Genomic DNA, 21,153 nt, shown 5'->3' on the forward strand with positions numbered 1-21,153 from the left:
GTCAGCGTTAACCGACGCGGGAGCGTTTCGCAGCTATGTTCGAAGATCGCCCGGACCGCGAGGAGGTCGTCCTCGTCGGCCGGTCGAACGTCGGAAAGTCCACGCTGATGCGCGAGTTGACCGGCCACTCGAAGTTCACGACCGGCGGGAAGCCCGGCGTGACGCGCTCGCCGAACCACTTCGACTGGGTCTCGGAGAAGTTTATGTTCACCGACCTCCCCGGGTTCGGCTTCATGTCCGGCGTCGACGAGGAGCGCCGCGAGCAGATCAAAACCGACATCGTGCGCTACATCGAGTCGAACGCCGACGACATCCTCGCGGCCGTCCTCGTCGTCGACGGCAAGAGCGTGATCGACATCATCGACCGGCACTCCGGCCCCGACGAGATCCCCCACGATGTCGAGCTGTTCCACTTCCTGTGGGAACTGGACGTGCCGACGATCGTCGCCGTCAACAAGATGGACAAAGTCGACGACCGCGACGAGCGGCTCGACGACCTCTGCGACCGCCTCGGGCTCCACCCACCCTGGAAACAGTGGCGAGAGACCATCGCGCCGATCAGCGCCAAGCGCGGCGACGTCGGCGCACTGAACGAAGCGCTCAGGACGCGGTTTCACGAGCAGAAGCGCGACGACCTGCTGAAGTTCGTCTCCTGAATCGACGGACGCGACGCGTCAGCGAATCGTAACGGTGGCTCGGTGAAATGCTGTCATCACAAGGGGCTGAGTGGGGGTAACCCTCGTCATCGCCACCGAGTGTGAGTGAGCGCGCGGGCGTGAAATATTCCTCGCTTCGGTCGGTCTCCGGACGGCGGCCGTCGATATCTCCCGACGGTCGGGCCTCGATACGTCCTCGGGCGTCGGCGTGCGCTCGGAGAACTATTCGTCCCACGCCGCGTTCCGCGCGTGTTCGTCGGCGACCGCGCCGATTTCGTCGACAGTGAGTAGCCCGTCTTCGGTGGCGACGCCGTCGACGAGGGCCGCAGCGGTCGTCTCGAACGTCGGCGCGTGCACGCCCACGTCGGCGTCGCCGTCGTAGACGGCGTCCGCTGGCGACTCGACGTCGGCGCGGGCCGCAACGCTCGTCTCGATCACCGCCTCCGACGACGCCAGCACCTTGTCCGTCGCGGCGACCGCGTAGAGAGGGACGTCGGCCTCCCGTGCGGCGAGCGCGAGCACCCGCGTCCCGGTCTTGTTGACCACGTCGCCCGACGGGAGGATCGCGTCCGCGCCGACGAGGACGGCGTCGGTGTCGCGTTCTTCGAGCGCCGTGGGGAGCGCCGCCTCCGTCGTCAGCGTGACGTCGGCGTCGGTCTCCCCGGCGGCCCGTTCGGCGACCGCGACGCCCTCGCGCTCGGGGCGGGATTCGGCGACGACGATCTCGGACAGCCCCGGACCGTCGCGTTCCAGATCCGAGAGCGCCTCTCGGACGGTTCCGGATCGCGAGAGCGTCGCGATCGACGTCGACCCGTCGCGCCGCAGTCGCGCCGCGGCCGCCGCGGCCGCCGCGGCGTCGGCGTCGAACGCGTCCCCAAGCGCCGAGACGGCGGCGTCGACGACGTCGTTCGGGTCGAAGTCGACGCCGGACGGGTCGGCGGCGCGGGTCGCCGTCGCGAGCACGCGGTTCACCCGGTTCGCGACGACGGCCATCTCGGGGCGCGCGTCGCGGAGGCGGCGCGCGACGGCGGCGACGTCGCGCCGGCTTCCGTCGGCGTCGACGGTTTCGGCGGCCGCGTCGCGGAGGACTTCCAGCGCGCGGGCGGAGATCCACGCCGACCCGTGCGTTTGGTCCGCTGCGACGGTCTCGACGGTCGGCGCGACGCGACGCCACGTCTCCCAGAGCCGCGGGACCGTCGCTCGCCCGCGGATATCGGTCGGGTCCACCCAGTCGACGGCGGCGATCTCCTCGTTGGTCGTCAGGTCGCGCGCGTCGCACTCGAAGAGAAACGGGTGGACCGTGAACGAGCCCTCGTCGTCGTCGACCGACAGGGGCGCTCCGGCGCGAACGAGTTCGAGGTCCGCGTCCGCGAGACCGACCTCCTCGCGGAGTTCGCGGCGGGCGTCGCGCTCGGCGTCCGCGGGATCGCCTTCCACGTAGCCCGAAACGCCGCCCCAGCGACCCGAGTACGTCCCGACGGCGTCGCTCCGGCGGACGAGGAGGACCGCCCCGCGCGAGCGGACGAAACACGTCACCACGTGCGACATCGAGCGTACGTTCGCACGCCGGGTGAAACGGTGTTTCGGTCGGGCCGAGGCGGACGCGTCGGGTCTCGGTCGCCGGGCGGCGACGTCCGGCACCAGACCGCTTTTGCCCGCGCGCGCAGTGCCCCCGCTATGGAACTGTTCGCCGCCCCCGACCTCCCGGAGATCCGCCCGGGCCACGACATCGCGGCGTTGATCCGCGAGCGCGTCGACCTCCGCCCCGACGACGTCGTCTGCGTCGCCTCCACCGTCGTCTCGAAGGCCGAGGGGCGAAGCGCCGACCGCACGGACTTCCCCGCTGGACCGCGGGCCCGCGAGATCGCCTCGAACATCGCGGCGACGACCGGCGAGGAACTCCCACCGTGGTTCGCACAGGCGGTCCTCGAGGAGAGCGTCGAGGTGCTCTTGGAGACGCCGTTTCTCCTCACCGAGACCCGGTTCGGCCACATCGGCGTCAACGCGGGCATCGACCGCTCGAACGTCCCCGAGGCGGATCTGCTGTTGCTTCCGAAGCAGCCATCGGAGAGCGCCGCGCGGATCCGCGACGGGCTGCCCGCGGACCGGGTGATCGTCACCGACACGTGCGGGCGGCCGTTCCGCCACGGTCAGCGCGGCGTCGCGATCGGCTGGGCCGGGCTCTCACCCGGTCGGGACTGGCGCGGTGAAACAGATAGAGACGGACGAGAACTCGACATCACCGTCGAGAACGTCGCCGACGAACTCGCCGCGGCCGCGAATCTCCTCGCCGGCGAGGGCGACGGCGGCACGCCCGTCGTCGTCGTCCGCGACTTCGAGTGGGGCGATCACGCCGAGAGCGACGCGCACTTCCGGGAGGTCGAGACCGACGTCGTCCGGCGGGCGATCCGCGCGTGGACGAACCGCGAGTGACCGTTAGTCCTCTGCGTCGACGCTAGCGCGCGCTCGATCCGAGGCCGGTGAGCTGGTTCACCAGCGCGCCCAGAACGAGGTAGCCGAAGAAGACCACGGCGAAGGTCGTCAGCCCGGCACCGACGAGGAAGGATATCGCGGTGATCGGGTCGACGCCGAGGAGGACGTCGGTGAGGAAGATCTGAACGAGGCTGACGATGCTCGTGAGCAACTGCACGACGAAGTCGATGACCGTGACCATACGAGGCGTTGGGCGTCATCGTATATGTGTGTGCGGGAACGGCGTCGGGAGCGTCGCCCTCGTAGCCCGATCCGTCGCTCGGAGAGTCGCCACGGCTAAGCCGCTGCCGGCGCTTGCTCGACGTATGACCCGGGACCGCTCGCTGGACGAGTTCGCCGGCAGCACCACCGAGGAGCCCGCAGACGTCGGCGAAGGCGACGACCGCGACGGTCGAGGCGACAGCGATGGAGCCGACAGCGACGACGTCAACGACAGCGACGTCGACGGCGGGAGCGGCGACGACAGCATCGAAGCAGACACCGTCGACGACGTCGAACCGGCGTCGGCGACGTACCAGTGGGATCCCGAGGGCGTCGAGTGCGCGGCCTGCGGGCGGGTCGTCGATCGACTCTGGACCGACGGCGACGCGCGCGTCTGTGCCGACTGCAAGGAGTGGTGAACCGCCGCGCGGCCAGTCAGGAGCCCGAGTCCATCCGCGTGCCGCGCCGGCCGAACCCTCGAACGAGCGTCGCCTCGTCGACCGAGAGCACCGTCGGGCGACCGTGCGGGCACGCGTAGGGGTTCTCACACTGCCCCAGGCGGTCGAGGAGCGCCGCGGCCTCGTCGTCGTCGAGCGCGTCGCCCGCCTTCAGGGAGGGGTGACACGCGAGGTCCTTCAGGAGGTCGTCGCGGCCGTCCGTCGGCGACTCGCCGCGAGCGAGCGCGTCGGCGGCGTCGCGAACGCTCTCGGGTGCCGCGGCGCGGCCCAGCGGCGCGGGGACGCTCCGGACGCGGACCGTGGTCTCGCCGAACGGTTCGACGTCGTAGCCGAGCGCGGCGAGAGCTTCCATAGACGACTCTACGGTCGCGTACTGCGCCGGCGTCAGCGCGACGCTCTCCGGCGGGTCGATCTGCGCGCTCGGGACGTCGCCGTCGCTCGCTTCCCGGAGGCGCTCGTAGTTCACCCGCTCGTGCGCCGCGTGTTGATCGACGATCAGGAGGTCGTCCTCGCGCTCACAGAGCAGGTACAGGTCCCGGTACTGGCCGATGACCGCGACCCCCTCGAACGCCGAGTCGGCCCCCGAGAGCGGTTCCAGCGAGTCGCCGAGATCCATCGAGAGCTCCTCGACTCGCCGACGGTCGGCGGTCGAGAGGGCGTCGCGGACGGCTTCTTCGACCGCGGCCGCGACGTCGTCGGCCGATCGGAGCCGGACCTCGCGCTTTCTGGGGTGGACGTTGTGGTCCGCCCACGACTCGGGCAGCGAGAGCGACGTCACCGCGATCGGTGCCCGCCCGTCCGGGAGGAGGCCGCCGTAGCCGTCGACGACCGCGCGCGCCAGTCGATCGTTGCGGACGGGGCGGCCGTCGACGGCGATGTAGACGTGCTCGCGACGAGCGCGGGTGACCGAGGGCTGGACCAGTGTTCCCTCGATCCGGATGTCCCCTACTGCGTCGGGACCGACCTCCAGCGACCGCGTCGACTCGAAGTCGAGGGTGCGCGCGGCGACCTCCCGGTCGTAGACGCCCAGCAGCGCGTCGTCGAACGCGCCCGTCCCGGGCGTCGAGAACACCTCGCTGCCGTTATGTGCGAGCGTGAACGCGACGTCCGGACGCACGAGCGCGTGCCGCGAGACGGCGTCGCTCACGCGGGCGAACTCGGTCTTCGGGGTTCCGAGCGACTCCCGGCGCGCGGGCGCGTCGGCGAACAGGTCGCGGACGGTGACCGTCGTCCCGCGAGCGCGGCCCGCGGGTTCGATTAGCGCCGCGCGCGGTCCGTCCGTGACGATGCGGGTCCCCGCCGGCCCGCCGTCGTTCGTCACCAGTTCGAGGTGGCGGCCGTCGCGACGCTCCCGAGGGCCTCGCCCCGGAATCCGAGGGTGTCGACCGCCGCGAGCGACTCGTCGCCGGCGAGTTTGCTCGTCGTGTGCCGCTCGACGGCGATTTCGGCGTCCACGCGGCTCATCCCCCGGCCGTCGTCGCTGACGCGGACGCGCTCGGTGCCGTCGCCGACGATGTCGACGTCGACCCGCGCCGCCCCCGCGTCGAGCGCGTTCTCCACCAGTTCGACGACGACGTCCGCCGGTCGGGTGACGACCTCGCCGGCGGCGACGCTCGCGACCGTCGCGTCGTCGAGGCGTCGCACGCGGGCGGCGTCGGCCCCCGGGCCCGGAGTCTCACTCATCCAGTTCGCGCTGTAGGGCCTCCAGGGTGTTGAGCGCTTCGAGCGGCGTGGTCCGCGCCACGTCGACCTCCCGAAGCTCTTCGAGGGCGGCCCGTTCGGCGTCCGAGAGTGATTCGGCGTCGTCGTCGGGATTCCCCGCCCCGTTCTCTCGCCTTTCCTCGGCCGACTCGTCGAGTCCCTCGACGTAGGCGGCGAGAGTGTCACCGCGGTCTTCGGCCGCGGGCTGGTCCTCCGAGCGGGCCGCCGTCGTCGACGGCCGGTCGCCGGGGGTCGGAGACGCCGTCGACGGCTCGTTCTCGGACGACGCCCGAAGGTACTCGTGGGCCCGTTCGACGACGCGGTCGGGGACGCCCGCCAGCGTCGCGACCTCGATCCCGTACGACGAGGAGGAGGGTCCCTCCGCGACGCGGTGGAGGAAGGTCACGTCCGACCCGCGTGCCGGTTTCGTCGCCGACGAGTCGTCGTCGGGATGGTCCGAATCGTCGCCCGCTTTGCGCACCGTGAAGTGCAGGTTGAACGCGTTCGGCAGCGACTCGGCGAGGTCGGTCAGGTCGTGGTAGTGTGTCGCAAAGAGCGTCGCCGCGCCCACCTCGTCGTGGAGGAACTCGGTGGTCGCGCGGGCGATTGCGAGGCCGTCGGCCGTCGAGGTGCCGCGGCCGACCTCGTCGAGGAGCACGAGCGAGTCCTCGGTCGCGTCGTGGAGGATCTCCGTCAACTCCGCCATCTCGCGCATAAACGTCGACTGCCCGCCGGCGATGTCGTCAGACGCGCCGACGCGCGTGAAGACGCTGTCGAGGACGGGCAATTCCGCCGCGCTCGCCGGGACGAAACTCCCGGCCTGCGCGAGCAGACAGACGAGCGCGACCTGCCGCATATACGTCGACTTGCCGCTCATGTTCGGTCCGGTGACGACCGCGACGGAGCCGTCGGCGAAGTCGATCCCGTTGGGAACGAACTCCTCTTGGGTCCGTTCGACGACCGGGTGTCGCCCCTCCTCGATCCGGAGCGTGTCCGCGCCCATCTCGGGACGGACGTAGCGGTTGCCCGCCGCGACCGCCGCGAACGACGTCAACACGTCGAGCCGAGCGAGGGCGTCCGCGAGCGACTGGATCCGGTCGGTCTCCTCGGCGACGCTCGCGCGCACGTCGCAGAATAGCTCGTACTCCAGCGAGTCGGCGCGATCCGACGCGGAGAGGATCTCGTCCTCGCGGCGCTTCAGTTCCGGGGTGTAGAACCGCTCGGCGTTCTTCAGCGTCTGCCGCCGCGTGTAGTCCTCCGGGACGCGGTCGAGGTTCGGGTTCGTCACCTCGATGTAGTAGCCGTGCACCTGGTTGTAGCCGACTTCGAGGGAGTCGATGCCGGTGCGCTCGCGCTCTTTTTTCTCCAGCGACGAGACCCACTCGCGGCCCTCCCGCTCGGTCTCGCGGACCGCGTCGAGTTCGTCGTCGAAGCCGTCGCGGACGACGCCGCCCTCCGTGATCTCCTGCGGCGGGTCGGTCACGATCGCCCGATCGATCAACTCGCGGACGTCGGCGAGTTCGTCCAGCGAGTCGCGGAGGTCCCGAAGCGCCGCCGAGTCGACGTCTCCGAGCGCCTCGACGACGTCCGGTACGACGGCCAGCGTCGCCCCCAGCGAGCGGAGGTCGCGGGCGTTCGCGCGCTCCCTGGCGACCCGCGCGGCCAGCCGTTCGAGGTCGTACACCTGCGCGAGGTGCTCAGAGAGCGTCTCGCGGACGAGCGGGCGATCGAGCAACTCGCCGACGGCGTCGTGGCGGCGCTCGATCCGCTCGCGGTCGACGAGCGGTCGCCGCAGCCACGCCTCCAGCTTCCGGCGGCCGGGCGCGCAGGCGGTGCGATCGACCGTGTCCAAGAGCGTCTCCCCCCGCCCGGGGTGCCGGGAGTCGAACAGTTCCAAGCTCCGCATCGCGGTCGCGTCGAGACGGAGCGACCGGCGGAGGTCGTACCGGCGGACGCGGGAGACGTACGAGAGCGCACCGTCGCCGCCCTGCGTGTACTCCGCGTACGAGAGCAGCGCGCCGACCGCGCGTCGTTCGGCGGACGAGTCGAGCACCGCCGTCGGCTCCGCGAGGTACCCCGCGAGCGTCTCCTCGGCGGCGACGAGATCGAACGTGGCCGACTCGTGGTCGGTCACCATCGTCTCGAAGCCGAGCGCCTCGGGAGCGACGTCGGCGTCGGGCGCGACGAGCAGCTCCGCGGGGGCGAGCCGTTCGAGTTCGTCACGAATCCGCGCGGCGGGCCCACTCGTCACCTGACACTCGCCGGTGGAGACGTCGAGCGTCGCGAGCGCCCGCGCGTCGTCGGCGTCGCGTCCGCTCTCGGCATCGACCACCGCCCCGAGATACGTCGCGCTCGCGCGGTCGAGCAGGTCGTCGTCGACGACGGTCCCTGGAGTGACGACGTTCGTGACCGCGCGGTCGACGAGGCCGGAGGCCTCCTCGGCGTCCTCGACCTGATCGGCGACGGCGACGCGGAAGTCCGCATCGAGCAGCGACTGGAGGTACGACGCCGCGTTGTCGATCGGGATGCCCGCCATCGGGTACGTCCCCGTCGAGTCCTCCCGCTGGGTGAGCGTGACCTCGCAGACGCGCGCGACCGTCTCTGCGGCCTCGCAGAAGGCCTCGTAGAAGTCGCCGACCTGAAAGAGGACGATCGCGTCGGGGTGGCGCTCGCAGAGGTCGAGATACTGCGAGAGCATCGGCGTGAGTTCCTCGCGCCGCGCCAGCATCTTCTCGGGGGGGCCTTCGGGCCGTCGCTCCGGCTCCTCCTCTGCGCCTCCCTCGTCGGGTTTCGCCCCCGGTTCCATACCTACCTAACGGGCGCCGAGGACCAAAAGCGGACGGGAACGGGCCCGAGTCTCATCCCTCGCTACGGATCGCGTCCAGAATGCGGTCGTGATACAGCACGCCGACCGCCGAGAGCGCGAGCAAGACGGCCGCGAGTACTCCCGCAGAGAGGAACCGCCCCGTTCCGAGGAGGTCGCCGAACGCGTTCGCGAGGAAGAACCCGGGCGTCCGGCCGACGACCGCGATCGCGACGAGTTGCCACAGCGGGACCCGCGTGAGCCCGCCGAGGAAGCAGATCGCGTCGTCGGGGAATCCCGGGAGGAAGAAGAGCACGAACAGCGTCGAGCGGGCGTACTCGTCGCCGACGGCGTCGAACCGTTCGAGCGCGTCCTCGTGGACGATCCGCTCGACGTACGCGCGGCCGAAGCGCCGCGCGAGCCCGAACGCGACCGTACTCCCGATCGTGACGCCGAGGACGTTGTAGAGCGTCCCCCACCACGGGCCGAAGAGGTACCCGCCGACGACCGCGAGTATCTGGGCCGGAATCGGTGCGACGACGACCTGCAGCGCCTGCAGGAGGACGAAGACGAGCGGTGCCAGCGGACCGTACTGTGCGACGAACGCGCGGAGTTCGTCGGCGTCCAAGAACAGCGACAGATGCGGGCGCAGGAGAAGCGAGAGGGCCGCGACCGCGAGCGTCACGAGCGCGAGGTGCACGAGGAACTGTCGCCGGTGCCGCGGCGAGGCGAACAGCGTGCCCGCGTCGATCCGCGCGCGGAGGCGGTCTATCGGCGAACGCATCGGGGCTCAGAGCCCGAGCGTCTCTGCGTGTCGGTCGAGGATCGTCGAAAGCGTCAGCCCAGTCTCCTCTAGTTCGTAGCGCACCCGAACGACGGGGACGTCGACGTCGATCAGCCGCGCGAGGTCGTGCGGCGTCCCCGAGACGACCACCTCCGGGTCCGCGTTGCGGATCGTCGCCTCGATGTCGTCGATCTGCGCCGCGCTGTAGCCCATCGCGGGGAGCACCGTGTCGAGGTGGTCGTACTGGTCGAAGACGCGTTCGAGCGAGCCGACGGCGGCCGGTTCGGGATCGACGATCTCGCTCGCGCCGTACCGGCGGGCGGCGATCAGCCCGGCACCGTGGGACGCGCCGCCGTGGGTGAGCGTCGGGCCGTCCTCGACGACGAGCGCGCGCTTGCCGGCGATGGCGTCGCCGTCGGCCGTGATCGTCGAGTTCGCGTGGACGATTTCGGCGTCGGGGTTCGCCGCCCGGACGTTCGCCTCGACCGTTCGGATCGAGGCGGGGTCGGCGCTGTTCTCCTTGTTGATCACGACGTAGTCGGCGAGGCGGAGGTTCGTCTCGCCGGGGTGATACCGCAGTTCGTCGCCCGCGCGGAGCGGGTCGGCGACGACGAAGTGCACGTCGGGCTCGAAGAACGGCAGTTCGTTGTTGCCGCCGTCCCAGACGACGACGTCGGCCTCCGCGGACGCGCGCTCCTCGATCGCCGCGTAGTCGACGCCCGCGTAGACGACGTGGCCGGATTCGAGGTGGCTCTCGTACTCCTCGCGTTCCTCGATGGTGACGTCGGCCGCGTCGAGGTCCGCGAGCGACTCGAAGCGCTGGACGCGCTGGGCGGTCAGATCGCCGTACGGCATCGGTTCCCTGACCACGACGACGTCAGCGCCGCGCGCGTCGAGGAGGTCCGCGAGTTTCCGCGCCGTCTGCGACTTGCCGCAGCCGGTCCGGACGGCGTCCACGGCGACGACCGGGGCGCTGGCGTCGAGCATCATTCGATCGGGCCCGACGAGTCGGAAGTCGGCGCCCGCGGCCAGCGCGCGCGAGGCCTGATGCATCACGTGCTCGTGAGAGACGTCCGAGTAGGAGAACACGACGGTGTCGACGCCTTCGGTCTCGACGAGCGTCTCCAACTCGGACTCCGGGCGGATCGGGATGCCGTCGGGGTACCGCTCGCCCGCGAGCGCCGCGGGGTACCGACGCTCCGGCGGGGCGTCGAGTTCGCCGAGGTTCTGGGTGTCGGTGCGCGTGAACGCGACCACCTCGGTCTCCGGATCGTCCCGGAAGACGGTGTTGAAGTCGTGGAAATCGCGACCGGCCGCACCCATAACGAGGACGCGCGTGGGGGCCATACGGGACGGTACTCGCGGAACCGTGATAGAAATTGGCTCCGTGTGACGCCTTCCCCCGTTCCCGGGTCAATACTTTCGGAGCCCGCGAGCGAAGCGTGAGGTATGGAACCGACCGAATCCTCGGGCGGACCTCCGGAACTGGACGGTCCCGTCGTCGTCGCGCTGGGCGGGAACGCGCTGCTCGACGCCGACGAGCCGTGGACAGCCGACGCGCAGTTGGCCGCCGTCGAGGAGACGGCGCGTCGGGTCGCGACCGTCGTCGAGGACGGCGTCGACTTGGTGGTCACCCACGGCAACGGCCCGCAGGTCGGAAATCTGCTCTTACAGCAGGAGGCCGAGTCCGACGCGCCCCAACTACCGCTGGACGTCGTCGTCGCGGAGACGCAGGGGCAGATCGGCTATCTGCTGCAACAGGCGCTCGACAACGCGCGGGCAGAGTCTCGCGACAGCGCGTCACCGCAGGGGAGCGACGGCGGGCGGTCGGACGAAGCCCGTTCGGTGACCGTCGTGACCCGCGTGGTCGTCGACGGCGACGACCCGTCGTTCTCGACGCCGACGAAGCCCGTCGGGCCCTTCTACAGCGCCGCGGAAGCCTCAGAGAAACCCTTCGAGACCCGCGAGGTGGACGAGGGCCCGAAGTCGCACCGACGAGTCGTGCCCTCGCCGGAACCCCTCGACGTGGTCGAGACCGACACGATCGAGGGACTGCTGGACCGCGGTCGCGCGGTCGTCTGCGGCGGGGGCGGGGGCGTGCCGGTGGTCCGCGGCGACGACGGACGATTCCGCGGCGTCGAGGCCGTCGTCGACAAGGACCACACCTCGCAGGTGCTCGCGAACGCGCTCGGCGCGGGCGTGCTGGTCGTGCTGACGAACGTCGAGTACGCCTACGAGCATTACAGGACCGACCAGCAACGGCCGATCCGCGAGGCCACGCCGGCCGACCTCGACGCGTATCTCGACGCCGGCGAGTTCGCGCCCGGGAGTATGCGACCGAAGATCGAGGCCTGCCGGCGCTTCGTCGAGCGGGGCGGGCGGCGAGCGGTCGTCACGACGCCCGAGAACTTCCACGAGGGGCTCGCCGGGCAGGCGGGCACGCAGATCCGACCGGCCGAGCGGGACGGGTGACGACGACTGTCGGCGACGGCGAGGACGTCGCCGAGGAGTCCGCGCCGGCTCCGCCCGCGACCCCCAGCAGAGTTACGTGGACGCGGCGGCTAGTGGCCGGTGAGAGCGCGAGCGGGGGCGCAGTGGCGGCGGTGAGATCCCGACTCGCGCGCGCTGGTCCCACCTATGACAGACGCAGACGCCATCCCGGAGCCGACGCCGGCCGACTCGTCGATCGATCCGCTCGACGTCGACGAGGCCGCAGCACTGACCGCACGGATCGTCGACAACGTCGAGCGCGTCATCGTCGGTCACCGCGACGCGATCGAACACATCCTCGTGACCGTCTTCGCCCGCGGCAACCTCCTCCTCGAAGACGTCCCGGGCGTCGGGAAGACGATGCTCGCGCGGGCGGTGGCGACATCGCTCGAGTGTTCGTTCAACCGCGTGCAGTTCACGCCCGACCTCCTCCCGTCGGACGTGACCGGCGTCAGCGTGTTCAACGAGAAGACCCGAGAGTTCGAGTTCCAGCCCGGTCCGGTGTTCGCGAACGTCGTCCTCGGCGACGAGATCAACCGCGCGCCGCCGAAGACGCAGGCGGCATTGCTGGAGGTGATGGCCGAACAGACGGTGACCGTCGACGGGTCGACTCACGCGGTCCCGGATCCGTTCACCGTGATCGCCACGCAGAACGACGTCGAGCCCGGGCGAACGTACGAACTCCCGGTCGCGGAGATCGACCGGTTCACGAAGAAGATCCGGCTCGGCTACCCCGACGAGGCCGAGGAAACGGAACTGCTCGGCCGCGTCGCGGGCGAACACCCGATCGAGTCGCTCGACTCCGTCGCCACCGTCGAGGACGTCCGGCGGGCGCGCGAGACCGTCTCCCAGGTCACGGTTCGAGAACCGGTCCGCGCGTACGTGTCGCGGCTGGCGGGCTACACGCGCGAACACGCCCGACTCGGCGTGAGCCCGCGCGGATCGATCGCGCTGCTGCGGGCGGCCCAGGCGCGGGCGGTCTTCGAGGGCCGCGGGTACGTCACCCCCGACGACGTCCAGACCGAGGCACCGACGGTGCTGAGCCACCGCGTGCGGACGGACACGGGGACTGACGGCTCGGCGGTCGTCGACCAGGCGCTGTCGGAGGTGCCCGTAGAGTGACGGGGCGCGTCGACTGGAAGCGATGAGGCCGAACGTCCGTCCGACGCGGCGGGGATACGCCGTTCTCGGCGTCGCAACCGCCGCGTTCGCGGCCGGGACGCTGTACGGTCCGCGAACGCTCGACGCCGTCGTCCTGCCGGCCGTCGTCGCCCTCGTCGCCGGGGTTCTGCAGGTCTGGCGGACCGAGCCGCCCGAGATCGAACGGCGAGTGCCCTCGCCGGACGAACCGGGAACGACGGGGCGGGTCGAAGTGTCCGTGTCGGCGTCGAGACCCTACCCGGTGACCCTGCGGGACCGACTGCCGCCGGGGATCGACACCGTGGAGGCGTCGGACGAGAAAGCGGATACCGAACTCACCGAGTCGGCTTCGCTGACCGAATCGGTGGCGACCGTCGACGCCACCGCCGGCGGCGCGTCGGTCGCCTACCGGATCGAGCGGCGGGGGCGGGGTCGCCACGAGATCGGTCCCGCGTCGGTCGACGTCACGGACGTCCTCGGGCTCGTTCGGCGGACTCACGAGATCGAGGCGAGAGACGCAGTCGTCGTCTACCCGCCCGTTCGCCCGCTGTCGGAGTCGATCCGCGGCGAGATGCAGGCGATAGCGCAGCGCCGGTTCGCCGGGAGTCGAGACGAGTTCGACACGCTGCGCGAGTACGTCAGCGGCGACGCCTCCGGGACGTCCACTGGAAGTCTTCGGCGAAGCGAAACGAACTCATCGTCCGCGAGTTCGCCAGCGAGGCCGCGGTCGAGACGGTCACCGTCGCCGCGGAGACGGCCGAAGATCCCGCGGCGGCTGGTGGATCCGCTGACGCCACAGCGACCGACGGCCCCACCGACGCCACGGTCGACGCGATGGCGGCGGCGGCCGCGACCGTGTGCCTGGGGCTCGTTCGCGACGGCGCGTCGGTGACGCTTTCGACGCCGTCCGGGCGCGTTGAGGCGGCCCCGGGTCGGACGCGGCCGCTGCTCGAACACCTCGCTGCCGTCGAGGGCGGTGCGGCATCCGCGGCGGCGACGGAGGAAGCGGACGTGCGGGTCGTCGCCGCCGACGAGTCGGTCGCGGTCCGGTTCGACGGCCGGGTTCGGGAGTTCGACGGCCTCGTGTCGGAACCGGCCGTGGCAGACAGCGGGAGCGACGCCGCCGACGGCGACGAGAAAACGAACCCGGAGGTGAGAGAAGTATGAGCGCCGAACGGCCGCGGTACGGGTTGCCCGAGCGGGCACGCCGACTCGACATCGACGGCGACCGCGCGCTCGCGATCGCCGGACTTCTGGCGCTGACGGGATCGTACGCCAGCGTGCTGTGGGAGGTGACCGACGTCGTCGGTCGCAGCGGCGAGTTCCTCGTCGTCGTCGCCGCCGCGCTCGCCTTGGCCCTCGTCGTCGGTCGGTTCGTCGGCGTTCGCGTGGCTCTGGGCGTCACCTCGGTCCTGCTCGCGCTGGGACTAGTCGGGTACCTCGGCGCGCTGCCGCAGAGTCAGGCCCAGTTGCTGACGCCCGAACGCGCCGTCTCCGACACGATCGCGCTGTTGACGGGGCTCTCGATCCTCCGGCTTGTCGGTGCCGGCGTCTGGGCGGTCGCGATCGTGCCCGGGCCGGTCTTCCTGTCGTGGTACTTCGCGGTCAGGCGGCGCTACGTCGCCGCCGCCGCAGCCGGCGGCGTCGCGCTCGGCCTCGTCGTACTGACCGGGGACGCGAGCGGGCTCAGAACCCTGCTCGGGGTCCTCGGAGCGATGGTGACTGTCGCGGCCGCGACGATCGAACGGCACGGCGGCGGACTCCGACAGGCCGACGTGCTGACGGCGCTGCTGGCCGCGATGATCGTCGCGTCGGCGACGGTGTCGGTCCTCCCGGGGGCGGCGGGGTCGCCGGTGTTGCCGGACCGCGGGTCGCCGACCGTCGAGGCGAGCCTCGTCGACGCGGAGGACGAAGTCGACGTCGTCGGCAGCATCCGGCTCTCGCCGGAGGTGCGGTTCACCGTCGACAGCCCGCGGTCGGCGTACTGGGGGACCGCCGCGTACGATCGCTACACGGGCGACGGCTGGGTCCGGACCGGGAACGTCCGCCCCTACGACGGGCGACTCCGCGAGCCACCCGGCCCGAGCGAGGAGCTCGAACAGACGGTGACCGCCGAGGGCGCGATCTCCGTTCTCCCGGCCGCGTGGAAACCCGTCGAAGTCGACGGCGACGTGGCGTCGCAAACGGCCGTGACGCCGCAGGGAACGCTCCAGCCGGACGGGACGCTCCTCGCGGGCGAATCGTACACCGTCACCAGTCAGGTCCCGAACGCGACCGACGACCAGCTCCGAGCGGCGGGCACCGACTATCCGGACGCCGTGAGCGACGCGTACCTCCAGTTGCCCGCGAGCACGACCGACAGGGTCCGCGAGCGCTCCGCGGAGGTCGCGGGCGACGAACCGACCGCCTACGACAAGGCCGTCGCGATCGAGGAGTACCTCGAATCGGACAAGGAGTACTCCCTCGACGTGCCCGCCCCCGGCGGCGACGTCGCCGACGAGTTCCTCTTCGAGATGGACGCGGGCTACTGCACCTACTACGCGACGACGATGGTCGTGATGCTCCGCTCGCAGGGCGTCCCCGCGCGGTTCGTGACGGGATACACGCCCGGGGAGCAGGTCGAAAACGACAGCTACGTCGTCCGCGGCCTCAACGCCCACGCGTGGGTCGAGGTGTACTTCCCCGACGTGGGGTGGGTCCGGTTCGATCCGACGCCCTCGGGGCCGCGAGAGAGCGTCGAAAGCGCTCGAATAGAGGAAGCGCAGGCGAACGGCGTCGGGGGGTTCGACCCCGCGGACTCGAACGCGACGCCGGGGACGCCGGGAGACGTCTCCGAGAGCCCCACGCCGACCGATACTGACCCCTCGGCGCCCGGCGGAATCACCACGACGGAGCCGACGAACGCGACCGACGCGCCGGCCGGTCCGAACGCCGGTGCGGCGACGCCGGGATCCTCCGACAGCGGGCCGCTCCCAGTTCCGGCGCTGCCGTCGCGGCGGACGCTCCTCGTCGCCCTCGTCGGCGTCGTCGGACTCGGGGCCGGCGCGCGCCACAGCCGGACCGCCAACCGGGTGGGGCAGTTGCTCTCGATTCAGGTTCAGCGACGGGGCGATCCCGACGCCGACGTGCGCCGCGCGAATCGCCGTCTGATGGCGCTGTTGGCACAGCAGTATCGACCGCGTCGGCCGGGCGAGACACGGCGGGCGTACGTCGAGTCGGTACCGACCCCGGAACCGACCGCGGCGAGCGTCCGTCGGGTGCTCGATCTGTACGAGCGGGCGCAGTACGGCGACGGCGTGACCGCAGCGGAGGCCGACGACGCGGTGGAGCGGGTGGACCGACTGGTCCGGGAGTCGACCCCGCTGCTTCGACGGTTCCGGTGAGACGGGAACGGAAGCGGTCCTCCCCCACGCCGCCGTGCGGTCGCGTTGAATTCCCGATACTGTTTAATATCCCCATCCTGTAGGTTCGGACTGTAATGTCGGAAGTCTGCTCGACGTGCGGACTCCCTGAGGAGCTTTGCGTCTGCGAGGACGTCGCAAAAGAGTCCCAGGAGATCACCATCCGCATCGACGAGCGCCGCTACGGAAAAGAGGTAACGGTCATCGAAGGGTTCGACCCCAAGGACGTAGATATGGACAGCCTGTCCTCGGACCTGAAGTCGAAGTTCGCCTGCGGTGGCACCGTCGAGGACGGCTCGATCGAACTCCAGGGGAACCACACCGGTCGCGTCGAGGACTTCCTCCGCGACAAGGGCTTCAACGTCGCGTGATCGTTACCTGAGTATCCCACGTCGAGCGGTTTTTTCTCGTCCCCAGTCGCGGAGCGACTGCTCCGTCTCCGCGTCGGTAGCCCGTCGCTTTGAACGACCGAAAGGATTCTACGGGTTGCGCGCGCCGAGAGCGTATGGTCGACTCAGACTGGTGGGTCGGCGTCGCCCTCCCCCCGCTGCTCGAAGTCGCCGGCTGGATCGGCATCGAGTTGGTGGACTGGGATTCGGGTGCGTCCCCGACCGCCCTCGACTTCGTCCCCGCGGTGTTCGTCGTGGTGAGTATGCTTCTGATCCCCGTGTTCGCGGTGTCGCTGTACTTCGACGCTCGGGCGGTCGCCCGCAGCGCGGAGTCGTGGTCGCCGAACTACCGGCTCTGGGGCGTCGTCGGCATCGCCGTGCCGGTCGTGGGGTTCGTTCTCGTCGACTCGCCACTGCTTCTCTTCGTCGGGTCGGCGTACCTGCTCCGGCGGTGGCGCTCCACCGACGCGTCGGTCGACGTCGCGAGCGACGTGTACGACGCAGACGGCTGGTACGACGACGACTCGACGGCGAACGGCGCAGGCGACGAGGGGAACGGCGCACTCGACGTGGAGGACGGCGGACCGTCGGAAGCAGAACCTCGTCCGCGCTCAGACCGCATCTCGCGGTGGTACTACGGCGTCGCGCTCACGATCGCGACCTACGTCGTCGTGCTCGTGTCGGCCCCGATCGTCCTCACGCTGATCGGCGTCCAAGAGAACGCGGCGTTCCTCTACGACACGGTCCCCGCGTTTGCCGCCCTGCTCCCGTTCGTCCTCGTGCTCGCGCTCGTCCTCGGCGTCCTGCTCATCCCGGTGTTCAGCGTCTCGCTGTACCTCGACGCCCGCGCCGTCGGCGAGAGCGACGTCGGGTGGGAGCCGAACCGCACGCTGTGGGCGGCGGTCGGCGTCGTCCACCTGCTCAACGTCTTGGTCCCGATGATCTGGCTACTCTCCGTCCCCGCCGGCGGGTACTACCTCTGGCAGCGACACGAGCGCGTCGGGCGGCCGTAGTCGACGGCCTCGGGGTTCCACGGTGGTTCGTCCTCGTCCGCGACGCCGCACCGGAACCGCGGGGCGCTACTGCCCGCCGAGATTCGCGCGCCCGTCCTCGACGAGATCGAACCCCGCCGCTTTCGCGGGCGGGAGTATCGGTCTGATCGTCGGATCCTGTGGATCTGCGGTCGTCGGTTCGCCTTCGTCGTTCAGGTTGGGATAGATGACGTACAGCGCCGAGAGCTCGAACGACGGCTTCCCGCCGCCTCGCGTGTAGAAGTCGACCCGCGTCAGCGACCAGGCGATGGTATCGCTCGTCTCCGGGTCGCCGACGAACTGCACGACGTCGCGCGCGACGGCCCGCCAGCGCCCGCCCGCGAGCGTCGCGAACGGTTCTGTGTCGCTCAGATCAGGATAGCCCGCCGCCGCGAACAGCGCCCGCAACTCCTCGGTCGACCGCGCCTCGAAGTTGAGCGACTGCCCCTTCGAGACGAAGCGTCCGTCGCCCTGATGCACCATCACGTAGGGCTTCCCGCGGTCCTTACGGATCAGCAGCCCCTGAAAGAACTGCAGCGAGTGGTGCAGCGTCTGCCCGTTCGGGGTCTTCTCGATGTCGCTCGCGTCGAAGAGCCCACCGTCGCCGACGTCTTCGCCCGCCAGTACCGGCCCGCCCGGATAGTCGAACGCCTCGGGCGTGTCGACCGGGTCGTCTCCATCGGCGGTCGCGACGTAGATTCGATACTCCGCGGCACCGTCGACGAGCGGGGTTTTGCCGCCGTTCGATCCGCGTCCGCGACCGTTCCGGTTGCCGCCGTTCGATCCGCGTCCTGCGACCGGTGTCACGACCGCGCCGAGACCGAGACCGACCGCTGCGCTTCGAACGAGAGCCCGCCGAGTCGTCTGTCTGTCACCCATTTGTATTATCTCGTTTGTGAGGTATTTTCTCGGATGATAAACATTCGGGCACGGCGATTCGCCGCCTACGCTACGGTCGTGACTTTCTTCTCCGCCCGAGTCACCGTGCAGTCGAAACGATACGACGGGGCTGATCGAAGTCTTTGGTAAGTAGCGATAATTCACCCGCGTCCGTACCCCGGGTATGGACGTTACCGAGTCCGTGCTCGAAGATCTCCGAGACCTGTGTACGGAGTATTACCGTGATGAGGCAGCAAACATTCGGGCAGTGGTTCTGTACGGCGGGGCGGCGAAGAACTTCGTTGGGCAGGATCACGCGCCGGGGGATTTCGATCTGAACATCTTCTTCTCAGACCGGTCGTCTGTCAGTTCTACCTACGGGATGCCGAAAATCATCGGCGAGTACGGCGGGTTGAAAGTCGAGGTGATGCGAAACAAGGTGCCCGAGGAGATGAGCATCGAACGGTACGTCGAAACGAGAGGTTCCAAACGGTGGAAGCGAATACGCGAAGAGCCGGCCGTACAGGTCTACCCCGAGATAACGCGACTGTCTTGGTAGACTGGTGAGGCCGCGTTTTCAAAAGAGAGCAACTCTATGGAGAGTTGCACCCGGAGAGCACTCAGCCTAACTGGGCTCGGAAAGAAGAAGAACGTCCGTCAGGAGAGGGACCGAAGACAGATTCGCGAGATATTGATCACCGGTGATACCGACAGAAGTTGATGGACTCGCGGGATCCCCGCGAGTCGGCGAGACCGAAGGTCCCGCTGGAAGCCGGCGCAACGCGCTGGCGACGAAGCGAGCGGGGGCAAGTGAGTCCATTGACTGGAGCGAGTGTAACGAGCGAAAGGAAATGGACTCGCGGGGATTTGAACCCCGGGCCTCTTCCTTGCGAAGGAAGCGATCTGCCACTGATCTACGAGCCCGCATTACGTTCGAAGGCGGCACGTCATTTGTACCTTCTGTTTCGTCCCTCGCGTGCGTGCGGATCACATCACTGCGAGGCGACGACAGGAGGTGACGTCGACGCCTTAGCGCCACACCCGATGGGTCGCGAGAACGCGACAACGGGGCGAAGGGGCGTCAGCCTTCGGAACCGATCGACGGTCAGTCTTCGAGGACGATCTCGATGCTGACGTCGTTCGGCACCTGAATCCGCATCAGCTGCCGGAGCGCGCGTTCGTCGGCGTCGATGTCGATGAGACGCTTGTGGACGCGCATCTCCCAGTGCTCCCAGGTGGCCGTCCCCTCTCCGTCGGGGGACTTCCGTGCGGGCACTTCGAGCGTCTTCGTCGGCAGCGGGATCGGCCCGCTGAGGTTGACCCCCGTCTTGTTCGCGATCTCGCGAACGTCGTCGCAGATGTCGTCGAGGTCGTCCGGGCTCGTGCCGGCGAGACGGACGCGTGCCTGCTGCATCTATCGCTCGTTGACCTCGAGGACCTTCCCGGCCGCGATGGTCTGACCCATGTCGCGGACTGCGAAGGACCCGAGTTCGGGAATGTCGCCCGACGGCTCGATGCTGAGCGGCTTCTGCGGGCGCACGGTGACGACCGCGGCGTCGCCGGACTGGATGAAGTCGGGGTTCTCCTCGGCGACCTCACCCGAGGCGGGGTCGAGCTTCTGATCGATCGACTCGATCGTACAGGCGACCTGCGCCGTGTGGGCGTGGAAGACCGGCGTGTAACCCGCGGTGATGACCGAGGGGTGCTGCATCACGACGATCTGCGCTTTGAACGTCTCGGCGACCGACGGCGGGTCGTCGGCGGGGCCACAGACGTCACCGCGGCGGATGTCGTCCTTGCCGATGCCGCGGACGTTGAACCCGACGTTGTCACCGGGGCCGGCCTGCGGCACTTCCTCGTGGTGCATCTCGACGGTCTTGACCTCGCCGCCGACGTCCGACGGCTGGAAGGAGACGTTGTCGCCGGGGCTGATCGTACCCGTCTCGACACGTCCGACCGGGACCGTCCCGATGCCGGAGATCGTGTAGACGTCCTGAATCGGCAGGCGCAGCGGCGCGTCCGTCGGCGGCTGCGGTTCCGGCAGGCCGTTGAGCGCTTCGAGCAGGGTCGGTCCGTCGTACCACGACGTGTTCTCGGACGCGTCGGCGACGTTGTCGCCCTCGAAGGCCGAGATCGGGATGTACAGCGCGTCGTCGGAGTTGAACTGAACCTGCTTGAGGAGCTGGTTGACCTCCTCTTTGACCTCGTTGTAGGAGTCCTCGCTGTAGTCGACGAGGTCCATCTTGTTCACGCCGATGATGAGCTCGTTGATGCCGAGCGTGCGGGCGAGGAAGACGTGCTCGCGGGTCTGCGGCGCGACACCGTCGTCGGCGGCGACGACGAGGACCGCGTTGTCAGCCTGCGAGGCACCCGTGATCATGTTCTTGACGAAGTCACGGTGGCCCGGACAGTCGACGATGGTGAAGTAGTACTCGTCGGTGTCGAACTCTTGGTGGGCGATGTCGATGGTGACGCCTCGCTCGCGCTCTTCGGCGAGGTTGTCCATGACGTAGGCGAACTCGAAGCCGCCCTTGCCCTTCTCTTCGGCTTCCTCTCGGTGCTGCTCGATTACGTGCTCGGGGACGGACCCTGTCTCGAACAGGAGTCGCCCGACCAGCGTACTTTTTCCGTGGTCGACGTGGCCGATAATGGCCAAGTTCTGGTGCGGTTTGTCACTCATAGTGTGGGTCACGCGCTAAGGCGCTCTGTACCGGCTTCTTTGGCCAG

19 protein-coding genes, 1 tRNA gene and 1 pseudogene are annotated in these 21,153 nt (G+C 69.6%); 11 read left to right on the forward strand and 10 right to left on the reverse strand.

What is annotated here, in order from left to right; all coding sequences use genetic code 11:
* The first annotated feature begins 35 nt into the window (after positions 1–35).
* Entirely contained in the window at positions 36–656 is a 621-nt protein-coding gene (engB, locus tag ACP99_RS02805) for a GTP-binding protein EngB (protein WP_049985132.1), read from the forward strand.
* A 222-nt stretch (positions 657–878) separates the two neighbouring features.
* Here engB and ACP99_RS02810 read toward each other — a convergent pair whose 3' ends face one another.
* Positions 879–2,204, reverse strand: a complete 1,326-nt coding sequence (locus ACP99_RS02810) for an NUDIX domain-containing protein (protein ID WP_049985133.1) — start codon at positions 2,202–2,204, stop codon at positions 879–881.
* Between the two features lie 129 nt (positions 2,205–2,333).
* Here ACP99_RS02810 and ACP99_RS02815 point away from each other — a divergent pair, with 129 nt between their 5' ends.
* Positions 2,334–3,089, forward strand: coding sequence for a coenzyme F420-0:L-glutamate ligase (locus ACP99_RS02815; RefSeq protein ID WP_049985134.1), 756 nt, complete (start codon positions 2,334–2,336; stop codon positions 3,087–3,089).
* 22 nt (positions 3,090–3,111) lie between these two features.
* Here the strand turns inward: ACP99_RS02815 and ACP99_RS02820 are convergent, their stop codons facing one another.
* Positions 3,112–3,330 carry a hypothetical protein gene (locus ACP99_RS02820; RefSeq protein ID WP_049985135.1) on the reverse strand — a complete coding sequence of 73 codons (219 nt, stop codon included), beginning with the start codon at positions 3,328–3,330 and terminating at the stop codon, positions 3,112–3,114.
* Positions 3,331–3,454: 124 nt separating this feature from the next.
* On the opposite strand from ACP99_RS02820, the gene ACP99_RS02825 reads away from it, so the two are divergent.
* A complete protein-coding gene (locus ACP99_RS02825; RefSeq protein ID WP_049985136.1) occupies positions 3,455–3,769 on the forward strand; it encodes a DUF7573 domain-containing protein in 315 nt (104 codons plus the stop codon).
* Between the two features lie 16 nt (positions 3,770–3,785).
* On the opposite strand, the pseudogene mutL reads toward ACP99_RS02825, so the two are convergent.
* The 4 genes and pseudogenes from mutL to ACP99_RS02845 all read right to left on the reverse strand — a co-directional run bounded on the left by mutL (position 3,786) and on the right by ACP99_RS02845 (position 10,443).
* Positions 3,786–5,491 (reverse strand): annotated as a pseudogene (gene mutL / locus ACP99_RS02830) (DNA mismatch repair endonuclease MutL).
* Positions 5,484–8,315 (reverse strand): DNA mismatch repair protein MutS, encoded by a 2,832-nt coding sequence (gene mutS, locus ACP99_RS02835; RefSeq protein WP_049985137.1) that lies wholly within the window; start codon positions 8,313–8,315, stop codon positions 5,484–5,486. Before mutS ends, mutL begins: the two are co-directional and overlap by 8 nt.
* Positions 8,316–8,367: 52 nt before the next feature.
* Positions 8,368–9,096, reverse strand: coding sequence for a TVP38/TMEM64 family protein (locus ACP99_RS02840; RefSeq protein WP_049985138.1), 729 nt, complete (start codon positions 9,094–9,096; stop codon positions 8,368–8,370).
* Between the two features lie 6 nt (positions 9,097–9,102).
* Positions 9,103–10,443: a cyclic 2,3-diphosphoglycerate synthase gene (locus ACP99_RS02845; RefSeq protein ID WP_049985139.1), complete on the reverse strand. Its 1,341-nt coding sequence runs from the start codon at positions 10,441–10,443 to the stop codon at positions 9,103–9,105.
* 102 nt (positions 10,444–10,545) lie between these two features.
* Between ACP99_RS02845 and ACP99_RS02850 the strand changes: the two genes are divergently transcribed.
* The 7 genes from ACP99_RS02850 to ACP99_RS02880 all read left to right on the forward strand — a co-directional run bounded on the left by ACP99_RS02850 (position 10,546) and on the right by ACP99_RS02880 (position 17,529).
* Entirely contained in the window at positions 10,546–11,568 is a 1,023-nt protein-coding gene (locus ACP99_RS02850; RefSeq protein WP_049985140.1) for a carbamate kinase, read from the forward strand.
* A gap of 165 nt (positions 11,569–11,733) precedes the next feature.
* Positions 11,734–12,708 carry an AAA family ATPase gene (locus ACP99_RS02855; protein ID WP_049985141.1) on the forward strand — a complete coding sequence of 325 codons (975 nt, stop codon included), beginning with the start codon at positions 11,734–11,736 and terminating at the stop codon, positions 12,706–12,708.
* A 22-nt stretch (positions 12,709–12,730) separates the two neighbouring features.
* Positions 12,731–13,618: a hypothetical protein gene (locus tag ACP99_RS21595; protein ID WP_049985142.1), complete on the forward strand. Its 888-nt coding sequence runs from the start codon at positions 12,731–12,733 to the stop codon at positions 13,616–13,618.
* The gene (locus ACP99_RS20765) at positions 13,561–13,893 is read left to right on the forward strand and encodes a hypothetical protein (RefSeq protein WP_049985143.1); all 333 of its coding nucleotides are present in this window, start codon (positions 13,561–13,563) and stop codon (positions 13,891–13,893) included. The genes ACP99_RS21595 and ACP99_RS20765 overlap by 58 nt, the downstream gene beginning before the upstream one ends.
* Positions 13,890–16,109 (forward strand): transglutaminase TgpA family protein, encoded by a 2,220-nt coding sequence (locus tag ACP99_RS02870; RefSeq protein ID WP_081927071.1) that lies wholly within the window; start codon positions 13,890–13,892, stop codon positions 16,107–16,109. The genes ACP99_RS20765 and ACP99_RS02870 overlap by 4 nt, the downstream gene beginning before the upstream one ends.
* 95 nt (positions 16,110–16,204) lie before the next feature.
* The gene (yciH, locus tag ACP99_RS02875; protein ID WP_049985144.1) at positions 16,205–16,498 is read left to right on the forward strand and encodes a stress response translation initiation inhibitor YciH; all 294 of its coding nucleotides are present in this window, start codon (positions 16,205–16,207) and stop codon (positions 16,496–16,498) included.
* Between the two features lie 134 nt (positions 16,499–16,632).
* Entirely contained in the window at positions 16,633–17,529 is an 897-nt protein-coding gene (locus ACP99_RS02880) for a hypothetical protein (RefSeq protein WP_049985145.1), read from the forward strand.
* Between the two features lie 66 nt (positions 17,530–17,595).
* Here ACP99_RS02880 and ACP99_RS02885 read toward each other — a convergent pair whose 3' ends face one another.
* Positions 17,596–18,426 (reverse strand): hypothetical protein, encoded by an 831-nt coding sequence (locus ACP99_RS02885; protein ID WP_049985146.1) that lies wholly within the window; start codon positions 18,424–18,426, stop codon positions 17,596–17,598.
* 184 nt (positions 18,427–18,610) lie between these two features.
* On the opposite strand from ACP99_RS02885, the gene ACP99_RS02890 reads away from it, so the two are divergent.
* The gene (locus ACP99_RS02890; RefSeq protein ID WP_049985147.1) at positions 18,611–18,985 is read left to right on the forward strand and encodes a hypothetical protein; all 375 of its coding nucleotides are present in this window, start codon (positions 18,611–18,613) and stop codon (positions 18,983–18,985) included.
* Positions 18,986–19,278: 293 nt separating this feature from the next.
* Here the strand turns inward: ACP99_RS02890 and ACP99_RS02895 are convergent.
* From ACP99_RS02895 to tuf, 3 genes are all read right to left on the reverse strand, one after another.
* A tRNA-Ala gene (locus ACP99_RS02895) sits at positions 19,279–19,350 on the reverse strand.
* Between the two features lie 181 nt (positions 19,351–19,531).
* Entirely contained in the window at positions 19,532–19,840 is a 309-nt protein-coding gene (gene rpsJ / locus ACP99_RS02900) for a 30S ribosomal protein S10 (protein ID WP_049985148.1), read from the reverse strand.
* Positions 19,841–21,106: a translation elongation factor EF-1 subunit alpha gene (tuf, locus tag ACP99_RS02905; protein WP_049985149.1), complete on the reverse strand. Its 1,266-nt coding sequence runs from the start codon at positions 21,104–21,106 to the stop codon at positions 19,841–19,843.
* Positions 21,107–21,153: the final 47 nt, after the last annotated feature.

Origin of the sequence: Halobellus rufus, assembly GCF_000739575.1 — an archaeon.
Classification (GTDB): domain Archaea; phylum Halobacteriota; class Halobacteria; order Halobacteriales; family Haloferacaceae; genus Haloquadratum; species Haloquadratum rufum.